Genomic DNA, 17227 nt, shown 5'->3' on the forward strand with positions numbered 1-17227 from the left:
GTCTCCCCATGAGTATCGTCGAGCTGCGTAATGAAATAATCCCCCAGTTCTCTGTACTTGAACTGAGGGATAGGCCTAACCGTTTTTTTTGTTTTTTTCACTGTCTACTTGACAGGGAGCACTTCACTCAATAAGGAGAGACCTTTTTTTTGTTTTAGGAGAGACAGTTAAGAAAGTGAAACTAAATACTTAATTAATTCATATGTAATGTTTCCCTCCAAAATTATAATAATCTTACTTACCTAGTTGCAGTACCACAAATGATAAGGGAGGAAAAGTCATGTGGAAAAAAGTTGGAATCATTCATCTTGCAGCAATTTTAATATTTACTCTGACCGTACTATCTTTAGGAACGCGTTCAAGCAAGGTATGGGCAAGTGAAACGGGTAACCCTACGGTTACCAATTGGTCATTTCATCGGAGCGGCGGCGTTGTTAGCAGCTATGCAGTCGATTCGAATGTGTATCATCGGGGAGGGCATTCGCTAAGATTAACCAATGAATCCCCATTATCAGCTAATGTATATTTTACGGCTTCACAAACGGTATCAGTCGAACCGAACACGGAATATGTCCTTTCCGTATGGGTTAAAGGAACGAATGTGAGCAATACTTGGTTCGGTGGAGCTCCAGGCTGGTCACTGCAGCAAGGAGTTCCTACAGGAAGCTATGACTGGCAGCAAGTGACGACAACCTATACGACTGGCAGCAATGAACATACCTTTGATTTCCGAATTCTTACAGAAAATAATACCGATTCTGTTTGGTTTGACGATTTGTCCATGGTCAAGTCAGGCGCAGGTGTGAACCTGCTGCAGAATGCGGGGTTCGAGAAGCAACTGCAAAGTGAAGTTATAAATGGCTTCAATCATCTAGCGGAATGGACGGGGGATAGCTCTGCAGCAGGCAATGTTGTCGTGGAACAGGAGAATACCCTTCTCACGGAAGGGACTCAGGCGGTACGAATCGCCTATAGTGTTCATTCTGAGGCAGACGGTTATATTAATTTTTATTGGAATCCTGTGCCAAAGCTTAATATTGCTAAGGCAGATAAGCTGTTAATTGATATCTATCCGGTGTCGCAAACAGCTGGTGCAAATGAGCCTCTTACATTGAAAATTTCAGGTAATTCCGGAGTGGTCTACGAAAGAGGGCTTGAACAATTGGTTGCCAACCAATGGAATACAGTGGAAATCGACTTGGCTTCGATTAGCATTCCAAAGGATCAGATCGGCATGATTAATTTCTTCATACACAGCAAGTCAGATCTTGAAGGACGTACAAGCGTGACTTATTTATTGGATAACATGCGAAGCTTGATTCCGATGCAAGTGAAACAGGTCATGGCTGATCAGGTTGGAGAAGTGTTGCTTAACTCAACGGTTCAGCTTTCTTCCGAGACCTTGGATTCAACGATATACTACACGGTTGATGGTACAGACCCGAGGAATTCAGGAACACGGACCACTTACAGTCAGCCCATCATTGTGGACAAAGCCATGTTGATTAGGGCTTACGCTACTGCAACAGACTTGGTAGATAGTGCGGTTTCCGATTATGCCTATACGTTAGGAACGGATACGGCAGGCGAGACATTCATAAGCTTAAACCACTTCAATAGCACGCTTGGTAGCGGAAAATATGCAAGCGTATTCAACGCGACTGAGGGAATTGAGATTAATGGGTTGCTGGATGAATGGGACAGCTTTATAAGTCTTTCGCTGCCTTCGGATAATAACCGTCAAGTCATACTCGACGGATGGTCTGGCAATGACGATTTATCGGCCAAGGCACAGTTTGCTTATGACCAAGATGCTTTATATGTAGGTGTCGAGGTGAAAGATAATATCCACGAAGCAGTTGCTGGTGACGGGATTTGGTTGGGTGACAGCGTTCAAATCGCCTTCAGTCAGGATGGCAATTCATATGGTCCGGAATATGGGCTCGCTCTTGTGAATGGTCAGCCTGATATTTGGCGCTGGAGCAGCGGGACCGCATCACTGGACAAGGAATCGGTAGCGTTCAATTCTGAGCGGAATTTAAACGTGACAACCTATGAAGCGAAGATTCCGTGGAAGGCGATTTTTGCTACAGGAAAGCCAGACCATCGGTTCAGAGCGGAGCTGCTGGTTAATGATAACGATGGTAATGGACGAAGAGGGTGGATCGAGTGGACCGGTGGTATAGGTAACGGCAAAGATGCTAGCCGATTCGCGGTTCTCGATCTAGTTCAGCAGAATGAGGACTGGGGCGTTTGGTTCGATGGAAAAGTTGTGCTCTCCAAAGACGAAACATCGATGTATCTGCTGCAAATTCCGAACTATAGTAATCATGAAATCACGTTAGACCTGAACTCGTCAGAGCTTGGTCTGGATCGTACAATTACAATTCCCGCACAAACGGTGTTGAAGAAAAAGATAGAAATCACTCGTTCGGTGCCTGGAATATACCCCATAACGGTTGCTGTCCATGAAGCGGCTAGTGGTATAAGTAAAAGCGAGAACTTGACACTTAAGGTTGACCATGCACAGTTCGATGAATTGGCAGCTAAGATGCCGCTGTTGGAAAATTTGTTGCTTGAGGCTAAGGGGCTCCAAATTCCAACGGATTATGAACAAGTGAATGCAACCGTTATCCGCAACTTCATCGAGTATGGCAAGGAAGATGCGGCGAACGGCATGCTTGAACGTTCCTTCTACGTTATTGAGCAATTGGAGAAGCTTTATGACGAAGCTGTAGGGAATTTGCAAGGCTATATAAATGGAAGCAAGCATTCAAAGCTTGTGCCGCGCTACATTACGGGCTTACAGAGGCCAACCATTCATAATTATTCTTTCATTGCGAATACGTACGATTCGACGACTAACCAAACAGAGCAAAGACCCGTCTTTTTCACAGGCTACGGACATTTCGAACAAGTCAGGCAGGATATTCCGCAATTCGAGGGTTATGGAACCAATATCGTACAGATTGAAATTGGACCGGACAGTGTCATTCGATCGGCTGATTCATTATACGGATGGACCGTCAATGCGACAAACGGCGTACAGGCGAAAGCCAAGGTGGATTGGAGTGTATACCATTCCGGTGAAGCAGCGCTTCTCCTTACGAACAGTACCCCGCTTAGTCCTAATAAATATATAAGTGTTATGCAGAATATCGCTGTGAAACCGAATACGACGTACGAGTTCAAGGCATGGGTGAAAGGACAGCATGTAAAGGATGTCTGGTTCCCCGGAGGAAAGAACTGGGATTACCGAATGATGTTCCCTACGGGAACGTATGATTGGACCGAGATTACCTATGAATATACGACTGGAGCAAATGAAACTTCATTCCCGTTTGTTATTTTATCGGAGAATGAAATCGGCAAAGTCTGGATTGATGATGTCAGTATGACCGAGCAGGGAAGCACGGTTAATTTATTGACGGATCCTGGATTTGAGAACAATGTAGCGTCGGGTGGAGGAGAAGATTACCTCATATCCACCGCTGCGATCAAAAACGATATTCAGAAAGTACTAGAAAATGCAAGCGATCATAATATAGCAGTCAATTTATTATTATCGCCGCATTATTTCCCTGCATGGGCATTGGAAAAGTGGCCTGAACTAAAGACTAACGGCGAAGGCTGGATTAAATTTGACATTGATGCGCCGAAAGCCAGAGAAATCATGGAAGCATACTTACGAACGATCATACCACTGGTTAAAGACTATCCGTCGTTGCATAGTATTACAATATCAAATGAACCTGCCTATTTTTCTGCAGTAGATCCGATAAATCTACCCAAATGGCATACGTATTTATCGGGAATTTATGAAGGGAATATCGGTGCGTTGAACCAGGTATACGGAACAAATTATGATTCATTTGATGAAGTGGGCATGCCTCCACACACGAAAGCGGTACCGCTTCACGCGGAGCCGACACCACAGTTTTATGATTGGGTGATATTCAACAATAAGTTGTTCTCGGATTGGCATAGCTGGATGGCTGGAATCATCCATGAGATTGATGCCAACCTACCGATTCATTCGAAGGTCATGGACACATCGGTGGATTCGACCAAACAATTAACATGGGGAACGGATCCGGAGCAGTTCAGCGAACTAAGCCAAATCAACGGAAATGACAACTCCAATTACTGGGGTCAAGGGAAGGATGGTTTCTTGAGCGAATTGAAATTTTATGATATGCAAACTTCGTTTAAGAAAGCACCCGTGTTTAACTCTGAGAATCATGTCATCCGTGACGGCGACAGCCTATACATTCCGGAGCAAGCGAATCACGTCCGTTCTGTGTTGTGGCAGGATGCTGTTCATGGTCAATCGGCAACAACCATATGGTCATGGGAACGAAGCAATAACACGACGAGTGATTTCTACGGAAGCATATTACATCGTCCGGATGTTGTCGCGGCTGTAGGCAAGACAAACTTAGACTTGAATCGTCTTGCCACTGAAGTAACCGCCCTTCAGGAGGATCAAGCGGAAGTTGCCATTTTGTACTCGATTCCTTCATCCGTCTTCGCACCGAAATACTACTCTGCGGTAACGAACGCTTATGAAGCAATCAGTTTAAGCGGGCTAAAAGTTGGCTTTCTTTCGGAAAAACAGCTAAAAGAGGGGCACTCACAGCAGTACAAATATTTGATTATACCTGAAGCGACGCATGTGAACGAGGAGACGCTGACGGCGATTCGCGATTATGTTGAACAAGGGCGTAAGGTGGTTATAATCGGCAATAGCGCCTTGAAATTTGATGAACATAATCAACCTTTACAGGATGTCGTTCGCAGTGCAGTGATGGGCAATAGCAACACGCTGCTTATTCCTACCAATACCTCATCAGAAGGGATCAGGAATATTTTAATTCCGAGCTTCACAGCCTCCGAGATGATTGATGTCATGCTCATTGATGCAGAGACCAATGAACCGATACAAGGCACGGAATGGCGTAGTGTCAAGTATAATGGCAAGCTTCTTGTTAATGTCGTCAATTACACCTCGTTGCCAAAGCAAGCTTACGTTATGGTTAATGGAATTAGAAAGACGTTATGGACAGATTTGATCAGCGGTAAGAGTGTGGCAGCGGAGCCGATGGCAGTGACACCATTAGTCCCTTATCTGCTGTCGCTTGAGCTTCCCGAAACACCAACAGATCCCGAAGAGAACTCAAATCCCCCTCAACCAGGTACTGGCGGCAACAACGGAACAGAAACAACTGAGACGGGCAATACTGAAGGGGAGAATCCGAATCCTGTAAAAGTGGCCTTCAAGGATGTTCAGCTCCACTGGGCGAAGGGGCAGATTGAGAAGGCGGTAGAGTTTGGTATTGTTCAGGGTTATTCCGATGGTACATTTCGACCAAACGGCCTCATTACACGCGCCGAGTTCGTTACGATGCTGGCCCGCGCATTAAAGCTTGAAGGTAGTTCTTCGGAGATAGCCTTTGCTGATAGCGGACAAATTCCGGCGTGGGCTGCAGGCATGGTAGGAAAAGTAGTCGAGGCAGGCTTAATTAAAGGCTACGAAGATCATACGTTCCGACCTAACCAGCAGATTAGTCGCGCAGAAATTGCTGTTATTGTTGCTAGGGCAATCCGACTGCAGGCTGATGTTGACGCAGAATTAACCTTTGCCGATTCAAAGGATATCCCAGCTTGGGCGAGGGAGGCCATGTCAGCGTCTGTAAATAAAGGATTGCTTAGAGGGAGACAGGGTAATCAATTAGCGCCTAATGATAAGGCTACAAGAGCGGAAGGGATCGTTCTGCTTATACGAATGCTCGATCTGAAACAATAGTTTGATAGGCCCGGACCTCCTTGCCATCTTTGGTGAAGCGGTCCGGGTTTTCATGCGTTGAACAAGGCAGCAAATCGGAAATAAACTGTGACATAATAGAATGAATACTTTGTAGAACAAGGAAAATAGAGCAGCAGAGAATATTCGTCACATGAGGAGGGATATGTTGAATAACAATTGGAAGCCCATTTCAAATCTATGGAAATGGATTCAGCACAGTTTTAAAACTAAGCTGATTCTCTCTTTCTTTGGTGTTGCCTATTTAGCCATATTTATATCAGGTATGGTTTACTATCATCGGATGTCTGTGAGCGTAGAGAGAAATACGCTCGCCAACATAGAGAAGTTGGCAGATCAGACGGTAGAGAGGCTTGAACTGCAAATGGGTGGTATTCAGAACGAGGCATGGGCATTTTTTACCGATTCGGTGCTGCAGCAGTTTCTCGCAGACATGTCAGTGGATACGACAAAAGAAATCCTTTATCAATCTAAAATTCATATGACACGACTAAGAAATGATCAAATTTCTATTATTGCCATTTATGATGAGCAAGGTCATCAATTTAATAGCGGGGAAAGAAATATTGCCGATTTGGATGGGAAAAGAAGCGACTTTGATTACGAAAGCCTGATGAAGCAGGAAAAGGAAATACTGTTTCGGTTAATCAATCAGGATGATAGTACCCCGCAGTGGCATGTAGGCCGAACGGTACCGGAAGACCTTCAGGAGCCTGAGTATACGCTCAGTTACATACAGCCGCTCAAAAAATTAAACAGCTACAGCCAAAAGCTAGTTGGCGTCATGCGCATTGATATGCGAGGGAAAGTATTGAAAAAAGCGTTAGCCGATATGGACCCGAATGGTATGCGTAACTTCAGTATTGTGGATGGCGATAGAAATATTATTGCCAGTGAGGATGATGAGATGATCGGACGCTCGATTCTGCATGATCAAGGATACTCGAATCATGATTTTCTTGGCATAAAGGGTCAAGGAGAACTAGTCATGGATGGCAAGCAATACGTCACCATATATCGTAAATTCAATAACCATGAAATGATGCTGGTTGGAAAAATACCCCTTAACACGATATTGGCGGATGTCAAGCAGGTACGCAATGATGCGATTATAATCGGCATACTTAGCTTGTTGGTCGCCATGCTGGCCTCGTATTTCATTTCAAGTAGGATGATTAAGCCCATTCACAAGCTTCGCCACCATATGAAACGGGTGGAGATGGGGAATTTCAACGTTTCGGTACCGATTCATACTTATGATGAAATCGGCTTTCTCGGCGTTAGCTTTAACAGGATGATACAGAAAATCGATAGATTGGTCAAAAAAAACATGGAGGCCAATCTGCTTAAAAGGGATGCTGAATGGATATCTTTACAAACTCAGATTAATCCCCATTTCCTATACAATGCGCTGGGTACCATCGATGCGATTGCCGCCATTGATGGCAACGAGTCCATCAGCTTTATTAGCCAATCGCTCGGCGGAATGTTTCGCTACAATATTAGCGGTGGCCAATATGCCACTTTGCGGGAAGAGATTCATCAGGTACGGCTATATTTGTCCATACAGCAAATCCGTTATGAAGATCGGTTTTCTTATAAATGTAACGTGGAGCCTGAGCTGGAGCAAATTCGGCTGCCCAAGCTGATTTTACAGCCTATCATCGAGAATACCTTCAAGCATGGCATAGAGCATATCCAGCAGGGAGGAATGATTACCATTATGGCCAGAGCGCTTGATAGACAGTGGGTATTTATTCAAATTAGCGACAATGGAACCGGAATTGAGCCCGAGCGGTTGCAAGAAATCAGGGAAATGATGCAGGATCCCTACAACTATAAACAGGCACAACCCTTGAATAGAGATCGGGTATCCATCGGTTTGCAAAACGTCAATCAGCGATTAAAGCTGTTCTGTGGGGAAAAAGCCGGCTTAACCATTGATAGTGAATATGGGGCTGGCACGTCCGTTTCTTTCGTTGTTCCATTAAACGTAATGAGGGGTGAAGAAGATGCTGAAAGTGCTGATCGTTGATGACGAGCCATTCATGAGAAAAGGTATTTTCTGCAAAATAAACTGGCAAGCCATGCAGCTGGAATTTGTCGGTGATGCGGCAGACGGACAGGACGCACTCCAGCAAATTCAAGACAAAAAACCAGACATCGTGCTGACTGATATTCGTATGCCTGTGATGGATGGCCTCATGCTGCTGGAACGGGCGAGACAAATAGATGCTAACATCCAATTCGTTGTCATTAGTGGGTATGATGATTTTCAATACGCACGCAAGGCTATGAACTTCGGAGTTGTTCATTACTTGTTGAAACCGGTAAATGCACTGGAATTATCGGAGGTTTTGGAGAAGCTAAAGGCACATTTCTTGGCCAAAGATAGTGAACAGGATTACCGCAGCTTGCTGCTCAGACATTACGAGGCGAACAGGATGTCACAGCGTGAGCGCATGTTGACATGGAGAATTCAGGAAGAGGCTCGCGAACGGCATGATCATGAAGATCTAGCGCAGATCATACGTATACAAGCTTCGGACTTTACTTTATTTGTTATTCGTGTGCGTCCGTTTTCCTTTCCTCATAAAGGGTTTCAGGTAGAGGACGAGCAGTTGATCTGGTTCGGCGTGCAAAACATTGTCGAGCAATTGCTTGTTCAATCCGGGCATAATGGCATTGCATTCCGACACACCTATCACTCTGACGAAATGATTGCCGTTCTCCCGACAAGGGGAAGAGGGAACTGCCACGACTTTACCCATATTGCGAGTCAAACTCTGGATGCCCTGCGCCAGTATTTGCAGCTGGAAGCGGCAATCGGCATCAGTAATTCGAATGCTCCTGGTGCAAGCCTGAAGAATGCCTATGAACAAGCTCGAATGGCGGTACGGGGAGAGGTTTTGCATGGAATAGGCAAAGTGTATTCCTATTCTGCACTTCGTGTTTCGGCTTTCAAGGAACGAGCATCAGGATCGACTATTATTGCAGTTGATCAGGAAATGGTATTTACAAAATTGTTGCAAAACAAGGATGAGGAGCGCATCAGTCGTTGGCTGGAGCAGCAGTATACAAGTTTGTGCAGTTTACCGGAAGCAGGTTATTTAGACTTTGAGAAACTGTCACTGCATATCTATTCTCTGCTAAGAAGAGTTCTAAGTGAGTATATCGATCCTAGCGAGCTTATTCTGAACGAGCAGCAGCATTTTACTGAAGTTCTATTGTCCTGTCGTTCCTGGCAGTTGGCGAAGGATGCACTTTTCCAAACGGCGCGTACCGTTATGCTGCTTATCCCAGATGACAAGTCGGCATCGCATGATGATGTTATTGATGAAGTAAGGCATTACATTGATCATCATTATTATGAGAATATTACGCTGGCATGGGTGGCGGATCATTACTTTATTCATCCCAACTACTTCTGCAAGCTGTTTAAGATGCGCAGCGGTGAAAACTTCAACAATTATCTTACGCAGGTGCGGTTGAGTCATGCCGTTCGACTGATGTCCAATGCCGATCTGAAGCTGGCGCAAATTGCGAGCATTGTCGGTTATGACAGCCATGCTTATTTCAGCAGCGTTTTTCGCAAGATATACGGAGTATCTCCCAAAAAATACCGTGAAAATATTCTCGCATCGTGTTAAGAAATCGAAAATGGAATGGTTAATATATTGATTTTTTCTCCTTGTAGTACCCCTTATGATAATGAAGTACACAATACAGAGGAGGTAAAGGGATGCACAGTAAACCAGGGGTTTTATCGAAACGATTTGGCATCATTATCGTTACTGCGATGATGCTTGTTATGGCGGCGTGTACTCAAGGGGGCAATTCGAATGGAGGAACGACAGCTCCGGAACAGTCAGAAAAAGCAACGGAAAGCGCCACGAATGAAAGCGCAGTCAAACAGGAAACGATAGAAATTACCGTCTGGGATAAAGCGAAGCCAGATGACATATTGAAGCCGGTCTATGATGAAATTTTTGCGGAGTTCGAGGAGAAGTATCCACATATCAAGGTAAAGCATGAGGTTCAGCCTGCAGGCAACAATGATCGGGAAGTATTCGTCACTTCGATGGCTGGCGGGAACGGTCCGGATGCCTACGCTTCGGCTTATTTTCCGATTATGAGCGATTGGGCAAAACAGGGCTTTGCTCTAGATCTGACGTCCTTCTGGGAGACGTATGCCGATAAGGATCAGTATCTCCCTTCGGCAATGGCAGCTGGGACGATTGATGGGAAGATCTATGGTATCCCGAATAATATGTATACGATGGGGCTTCTGTACAATAAGAAGCTATTTAAAGAAGCGGGACTGGATCCAAATAAAGCGCCTGCCAACTGGGATGAATTCGTTGATTATGCTAAAAAACTGACAATACCGGACAAAAATCAATATGGTTACGCTTTGCTTGGCATGGACTGGGCAGATTGGTGGTTTGAGTATTATGTGTGGCAGGCTGGTGGAGATCTCACAACTAAGAATGAAGACGGTTCTGTCACGCTAGACTTTAGCAAGCAGCCGGCTGTAACTGCACTGCAATTCTATAAGGATCTAAAGTGGAAGCACAAGGTTGTTCAGAAAAATATTGTGCAGGATATCGGGGATAATCAGAAGGACTTCTTCCTGGGACGTGTAGGAATGATCCTATCTGCCTCTGACTGGTTTGCAGGGGTAGTGCAGGGCGGGATGGATTTGAACGACATAGGCTTTGCGCCATATCCGGTTGGACCTGCTGGCGTTGCGCCTTCGCAAACAGGTGGACAGTATTGGATTGTGAATCCAAAAGTACCCAAAGAAAGACAGGATGCGGCATTGACCTATGTGGCTTTCAGAAATTCCAAAGAATCGCTTGAGAAAATGCTGAAGTTTCAGTCTGAAAATGGTATTTTGCCTAACTTGCTGTCCGTCCGGAAGGATGTTGATGCATCGCAATTTTCAAGTAATGTGCCTGCAGATCTGGTGAGCAGCGTGACGAAGACAGCGGAAAACGTTCAACTGGAGTACTTTCTGAAGGAACGCCTGGGAAGCTATGTCGTGAAAGCGATCCAGAAAGTATTAACGGATGAGAGCGCTGATCCGCTAGCTGAATTGACAGCTGCAGAGAAATTGGCACAAAAGGAAGTCGCTGATCCGTACAACAAGGAAATTAAGGAATAAAGAGTAAAGTCTCGAATATTTCCTCAGGGATTGAAACGGGCAGGCAGCTTATGCTAGTTCAACGATTCCCTGAGGAATTTATTTAACGGAGGTAATCAAGCTGGACATACCGTCGCAAACTAAGGCTCTGTTGCTTAAGCCGCCGCGTAATCGTCGCAAAATCAACTGGATAGCGATTCTTTTTTTAACGCCAGCCATTGTTGCTTTCTTAATGTTTAAATATATTCCGTTGTTACGGGCCGTATATATGAGTTTTTTTGATTACAGCCTGATGAATCCTCCTGGCAACTTTTTAGGGCTGGGTAACTATGTATTGTTGTTTAAATCATCTGTATTTTGGACGGCATTTGGCAATACACTTGCTTTCAGCGCGTTATATATCGGATTGACCTTCTGGGTGCCGATTGTTCAAGCACTATTTCTAAATGAAATTCATCGTAACAACTCGCTGTTCCGTGTTCTGTATTTGCTCCCTGCAGCGGTTCCAGCTGTAGCTGGATTGGTGCTCTGGAAGTGGATATATAATCCCGATTACGGACTTCTAAACGAATGGCTGGCCCTTGTTGGTCTTGGACCTTATAACTGGTTAAGCGATCCGGCAATTGCCAAGTTGGCAATCGTTATCCCGAGTATGCTGGGCGGCGGCATCAATGTGCTCATCTATTATTCAGCATTAAGAAGCATACCGGAAGAAACGGTTGAGGCGGCTAAAATAGATGGGGCGAATCCTTGGCAGCGTATCCTTAGCGTGATATTCCCAGGACTCCGATTCATCATTGGCATTCAGTTCGTCGCGTTTATTGCTGCTGTATTTCTATCGTTCGAACCGATGTACATTATGACAGGAGGTGGTCCTGTCGATAGCACGCGTGTACTGACGATGCTTGTATTTGATTATGCGTTTCAATCCTATCGCTTTGGTCTAGCGGGTGCGATTTCTTTCATTATGTTTTTGTTAATAGCGGCCATCACCATAGTACAGCTGCGGTTATCCAAGGATCAGACCCAATAGGGGAGGAAAGGAGAGACACAACATGAAATCCAATCGAATTCGAGAGAAAGGCGCGGGCAGTCTTAAACTGGCAGCTTATATTATTACGATTCTATTTATTGCCGTCAGTTTGATTCCGATGGCCTGGATGCTCAGTTCGTCACTTAAAGATGGGAAGTCGATCTACTCTCTTCCACCCAAATGGATACCTTCTTTGCCGCAAGCTGTCTCCATAATCATTGACTATAGCGGAACTACTGCGACCGATGAGCAATTCTATGAGCGTGAGGCTGCCAAAGCGACGTGGTATACATGGAAGAAGTTTCAGAATGAAGCGATTGGCGAATTGAAAGTGATTGGGATGAAGGATGATCGCAAAATATTCGAAGCCACAACGCCTTCTTATCTATTCACGGCGGGAAGACCCGAAATTGTGCCTGCTCAAGTCTTTACCGATGAGATGATGAAGGTAAAGCTTCCAATTATTCGTGCGAAGGGTTATACCGAATTTAAGACCTATGCAAATGGCGTTGATTTGGATGGGGCTGAGACGCAGAACTTGCGTGAGGGCATTGCCGCTGATCAAAGCCTTAGCACACAACTTGGCGAATATCTAGATACGGCTAATTTCATGCAAGGATCATTGCTCACCGTTCATCAGGCGGGAAGTTGGGCACATTTTTTTGATAATTATAAGGTTGTCTTTAAGACGAAGGGCCTTGATTCGGGTGTGGGTCTACAAACATATATTGGCAATAGTATTTTCGTTACGGTTGTGACGATTGTGCTTCATGTATTGATTGGCGGTACCGCATCCTACGCCTTGTCCAGGCTTGTCAGCAAGAAATGGAGTGTCGGCTTGACGATGTTCTTTGTAGCTACGATTATGATTCCGGAATTTGCTGTGCTTGTCCCCTTGTATTTGACCATCGAACAGATGGGACTGGTAGATACGCTATGGGGAATCATTCTGCCGCATTCCGCATGGGGAATCGCGATCTTTTTATTCAAAGGCTTTTTCGACCAGTTGCCTGGTGAACTGCTGCAAGCTGCCCGTATTGATGGGGCGTCGGAGTACCGCATATATTTTACGATGGTTATTCCTTTGTCGATTCCTATATTTACGACGATTGGCGTTATGTCGTTTATGGCGACATGGAATGAGTTTTTGTGGCCGCTCGTTGTGGGGCGCAAGGAAGAGGTTTGGACGCTAACCGTAGCCATAAACAGCTTTACGAGCAATCAATCGATGGGCCCTCATATTGTAATGTCAACACTTGCAATCGCAACCATTCCGCTGCTGCTTGTGTTCATCAGCTGTCAGAAGCTGATTGAACGTGGGGTGGCGTGGACAGGTGTTAAAGGCTAAATCATGATTAAAGGAGTTCAGAGAAATGCAGAAGCTGAAAATCGCCGTAATTGGTGCGGGCTCGATATCGGATGAACACTTAAAGGCTTATCGAAATCATCCGGATGTAGAGATTTATGCCATTTGCGATATAAACGAGGAACGTGCCAGACTGAAAGGTGCACAGTATGGTGCTTCTACCATCTATTCAAGTTACCAGGAGCTGCTGTTGGATAAGGAAGTTGATGCAGTTAGCGTGTGCACCTGGAATGAGTCACATGCTGAAATTAGTATCGCTGCGCTTGATGCCGGCAAGCATGTGCTTGTGGAGAAACCGCTATGCAAAACGGTAGAGGAAGCTTTGCTTGTGCAGGAAGCGGTGAAGCGCAGCGGGAGGCTGCTGCAGGTTGGATTTGTCCGCAGATATGATGCAAATGTGCAAATGTTAAGGTCGTTTATAGATAAAGGTGAATTTGGCGAAATCTATTATGCGAAGGCTTCCTCACTGCGTCGACTGGGCAATCCTGGCGGTTGGTTTGCTGATATTGAGCGCTCGGGCGGTGGACCGCTAATAGACATCGGAGTGCATATGATTGATCTTTGCTGGTATCTGATGGGTAAGCCTAAGGTAAAGTCTGTCAGCGGCAATACGTATCGAAAGCTCGGTAACCGCGCAGATATTCAGCATCTATCGTTCTACAAAGCAGCAGACTGGGATCCGGCGACGAATACCGTCGAGGATTTGGCTAACGCCTTGATCCGTTTTGACAACGGCGCTTCCTTGATGGTTGATGTCAGCTTCTCCCTTCACATCAAAGAGGATGAAAGATCGGTAAAGCTGTATGGAGACAAAGGCGGCTTCGAAATTGATCCTTCATTACTTATGGTAACGGAGAAACATCATACAATCCTGAATATCGTGCCGCAAGTGGATCATGCCAGCCTTGACGTGGACTCCGCATTTCAGAATGAAATCAATCATTTTATCGACTGTGTTCAGACGGGACAGCAGCCATTAAGTCCGGTTGAGGATGGAGTGGAGCTTATGAGAATACTGTGTGGAATTTATGAGTCGGCAGCGAAGGGTGTGGAGGTTACCCTATGATTCATGTTCCTAATAAAATTGGAGTCATTGTGGACAGTTTTCGGGTTGGCGTAAAAGAGGGCTTGCTCAAGGCGAAAGAGGTCGGAGCCGATGGCGTACAAATCCATGCTGCTTCCGGGAATTTCGTTCCGGATAAGCTGACCTCTTCCGCTCGTCAAGAATGGAGAGACTATATAGCTTCATTAGGGCTAGAAATCTCCGCGTTAGTTGGTGATTTGGGCGGGCATGGCTTTCAGGACAAACGGGCTAATACCGAGAAGATAGCTAAATCCAAGCAAATATTGGATATGGCTATTGAGCTCGGGACAAACGTTGTGACCACTCATATTGGAGTCGTGCCTGAAGATAAAAATGGTGAGATTTACGAGGCGATGCATTTGGCTTGTGCCGAGCTGAGTGCGTATGCCGAAAGTATGAATGCTTTTTTCGCTATTGAGACAGGACCAGAGACCGCAGCAACCTTAAAGGATTTCCTCGACGGACTTGGCACTAAGGGCGTATCTGTCAATTATGATCCGGCTAATCTGGTTATGGTGACGGGGGATGATCCCGTTCAAGGCGTTTACACGTTACGTGACTACATCGTCCATACCCATGCAAAGGATGGAGTGCGTCTGCGTGCATCGGACCCACGTCAGATTTATGGGTCGCTGGGGTATGAGCCGTTAGATCATGAGAAGGTAGCGGTAGCTGCGGAATCAGGCGAGTTTTTTCGCGAGGTTCCTCTAGGTGAAGGCAGCGTAGACTGGTATAGCTATTTGCAGGCGCTGGTTGATATTGAATATAGGGGATATTTAACGATTGAACGTGAGGTTGGCACGAATCCCGAAACGGATATTATCAAAGCGGTGCAGTTTTTGAAAAAATTCAAAAGTTAGCTTAGCTGGGGCTGACTACTATCACAACGGCTTAAAGAGAGAAGCAGATATCGCTTCTCTCTTTTGCATTTATGGAATCGTTCATATTTATAAAAGTGTAAGTAAGATTAATCTAAACTAGCTAATATCTTGTCAAATGGTTCTCTTAAATTTATGTGAAGATGGTTGTATATAACAAGAGTATCAATCTGACATCAAGGGATTCGCGATTTCCGCTCTTTTCGTTTATTCTATGGGTAGTGCAGTTGCAGCGTAAAGCGAGGCTTTGATTAGAATAAAGGTGGTTATGAACAAGGATGGCAAAAGGAAAATATTACGTTGTATGGGTAGGCAAAAAAACGGGGGTATTCTCTACTTGGGCGGAATGCCAAGCGCAGGTTAGCGGCGTGAAGGATGCAAAGTTTAAATCCTATGAAAGCAAGCCGCTTGCGGATGCCGCCTATAAGGATGGATGGCAAAAGCATTGGGGGCAGGGCAGCTCCTCAGGCACAGCTGGAGCAAAGACGGGCACAAAGGCAGGAGCAGCAGCTGCTCCGCGCGTAAAGCAGCCGGTTTTATTTGGCGAGGAAGAGTCGATCGATTACGACAGCGTTTCCGTAGACGTTGGAACCCGAGGAAATCCGGGGCCTGTGGAATACAAAGGCGTAGATACGCAAACAGGTGATATTTTGTTTTATGTCGGTCCGATCGCGAACGGGACGAATAACCTGGGCGAATTTATCGCAATCGTCCATGCGCTTAGGTACTTAAAAGAGAAGGGCAGCGAGCAAACGGTTTACACCGATTCCAAAACCGCATTGAGCTGGCTTCGCAATAAGAAAGTCGCATCGACGCTCAAACGGGACGCTTCTACCGCAAAAATATGGGAGCTCACCGATCAGGCGGTTAGATGGATTCAGATGAACACCTATACCAATAAGGTGATGAAGTGGAATACTGAAGAGTGGGGCGAGATCAAAGCCGACTTCGGACGCAAATAACAGCAAATGATGAATAGACTATAAGCAACAGGACTAGTTTCCCCGGAGTGATGATGGGGAAACTTTTTTGTGTTTTTTGAACGTTCGGCTAAAGTAGTAGATGTCGTTGAAGCCCGTGGCGGCAGCGATCTCTGACACTGTAAGCGGAGTATGGCGCAGCAAATAGTCGGCTTTACCGAGCCGAGTCATCGTAATATATTCGGTTACAGTATGACCGCTGAGTTCTTTGAACAAACGGCTGAAGTGAAAGCGGCTTAGATTGGCCATGCCCGCGAGCAGATCGACCGACAGCTCCTCAGGATAACATTTCTCAATATATTGGAAGACGGGCGCGAAGCGCTCGACATTTTTCATCCGCTCTGCATATTCATCCTGCGTCAGCACAGTAGCGACATGTCCGCGCAGCAGCAGCGTAAGCAGCCGGTACAGCTCAGACTTGATAGCGAGCTCATAGCCGAATTCCCGATGCTGCAGCTCATGAATAATCGCGAGCATGCTGGCAGTGACCTTGCTGTCGCTGCCGATGTCATTTTGCAGCAGCAGCCGGTTTTGGGTGATAGGGGTAATAAACTTGGTTTCCGCGGCATCCACCGATTGGCTGTGAAGCAGTGAGATATCTGCGATGAGCGCATAGTAGCACAAATCTGAAGACAGGCTGAATCCGTAATGCAGCTCATTGCTATTCACCACGATAAAATCGCCAGCGGAAGCTCTAATGGTCGTTGAACCGCATTCAATAATCGCTGATCCCGTAACAATATATAGAAATTCGAGATGCTCATGAAAATGGTGAGGAAAAACGACGATGCCCTTTTGATCAAAGGCGTTGCGATGCACTTTAATCGGAAAATGGGGATCCGGCATGTCCATAGGCTCGCGAAGCGCCTCGAATTTTTCCATATGGAGAAACCTCCTAATCGGGATAGCACAATCG

At 45.6% G+C, this 17227-nt stretch carries 10 protein-coding genes; 9 read left to right on the plus strand and 1 reads right to left on the minus strand.

Annotated elements, in window-relative coordinates:
• The first annotated feature begins 280 nt into the window (after positions 1-280).
• The 9 genes from E0496_RS18835 (at position 281) to rnhA (ending at position 16293) form a co-directional block, all read left to right on the plus strand.
• Entirely contained in the window at positions 281-5806 is a 5526-nt protein-coding gene (locus E0496_RS18835; RefSeq protein WP_141503408.1) for an S-layer homology domain-containing protein, read from the plus strand.
• A gap of 166 nt (positions 5807-5972) precedes the next feature.
• Positions 5973-7859: a sensor histidine kinase gene (locus E0496_RS18840; protein WP_161601486.1), complete on the plus strand. Its 1887-nt coding sequence runs from the start codon at positions 5973-5975 to the stop codon at positions 7857-7859.
• Positions 7837-9474 carry a response regulator gene (locus tag E0496_RS18845; protein WP_141503411.1) on the plus strand — a complete coding sequence of 546 codons (1638 nt, stop codon included), beginning with the start codon at positions 7837-7839 and terminating at the stop codon, positions 9472-9474. The genes E0496_RS18840 and E0496_RS18845 overlap by 23 nt, the downstream gene beginning before the upstream one ends.
• 92 nt (positions 9475-9566) lie before the next feature.
• A complete protein-coding gene (locus E0496_RS18850) occupies positions 9567-10991 on the plus strand; it encodes an extracellular solute-binding protein (RefSeq protein ID WP_241674881.1) in 1425 nt (474 codons plus the stop codon).
• A 247-nt stretch (positions 10992-11238) separates the two neighbouring features.
• Complete coding sequence (locus tag E0496_RS18855) at positions 11239-12003, plus strand: carbohydrate ABC transporter permease (RefSeq protein WP_241674882.1); 765 nt, start codon at positions 11239-11241, stop codon at positions 12001-12003.
• Positions 12004-12025: 22 nt separating this feature from the next.
• Complete coding sequence (locus E0496_RS18860; protein WP_141503413.1) at positions 12026-13351, plus strand: carbohydrate ABC transporter permease; 1326 nt, start codon at positions 12026-12028, stop codon at positions 13349-13351.
• 25 nt (positions 13352-13376) lie between these two features.
• Positions 13377-14435, plus strand: coding sequence for a Gfo/Idh/MocA family protein (locus tag E0496_RS18865; protein WP_141503414.1), 1059 nt, complete (start codon positions 13377-13379; stop codon positions 14433-14435).
• Positions 14432-15313 carry a sugar phosphate isomerase/epimerase family protein gene (locus E0496_RS18870; protein WP_141503415.1) on the plus strand — a complete coding sequence of 294 codons (882 nt, stop codon included), beginning with the start codon at positions 14432-14434 and terminating at the stop codon, positions 15311-15313. Before E0496_RS18865 ends, E0496_RS18870 begins: the two co-directional genes overlap by 4 nt.
• Before the next feature lie 296 nt (positions 15314-15609).
• A complete protein-coding gene (rnhA, locus tag E0496_RS18875; protein ID WP_141503416.1) occupies positions 15610-16293 on the plus strand; it encodes a ribonuclease H in 684 nt (227 codons plus the stop codon).
• A 33-nt stretch (positions 16294-16326) separates the two neighbouring features.
• On the opposite strand, the gene E0496_RS18880 is transcribed toward rnhA, so the two are convergent.
• Positions 16327-17193, minus strand: coding sequence for a helix-turn-helix transcriptional regulator (locus E0496_RS18880; RefSeq protein ID WP_141503417.1), 867 nt, complete (start codon positions 17191-17193; stop codon positions 16327-16329).
• Positions 17194-17227 lie beyond the last annotated feature (34 nt).

It is taken from the genome of Paenibacillus luteus (genome assembly GCF_006542765.1).
Lineage (GTDB): Bacteria > Bacillota > Bacilli > Paenibacillales > Paenibacillaceae > Pristimantibacillus > Pristimantibacillus luteus.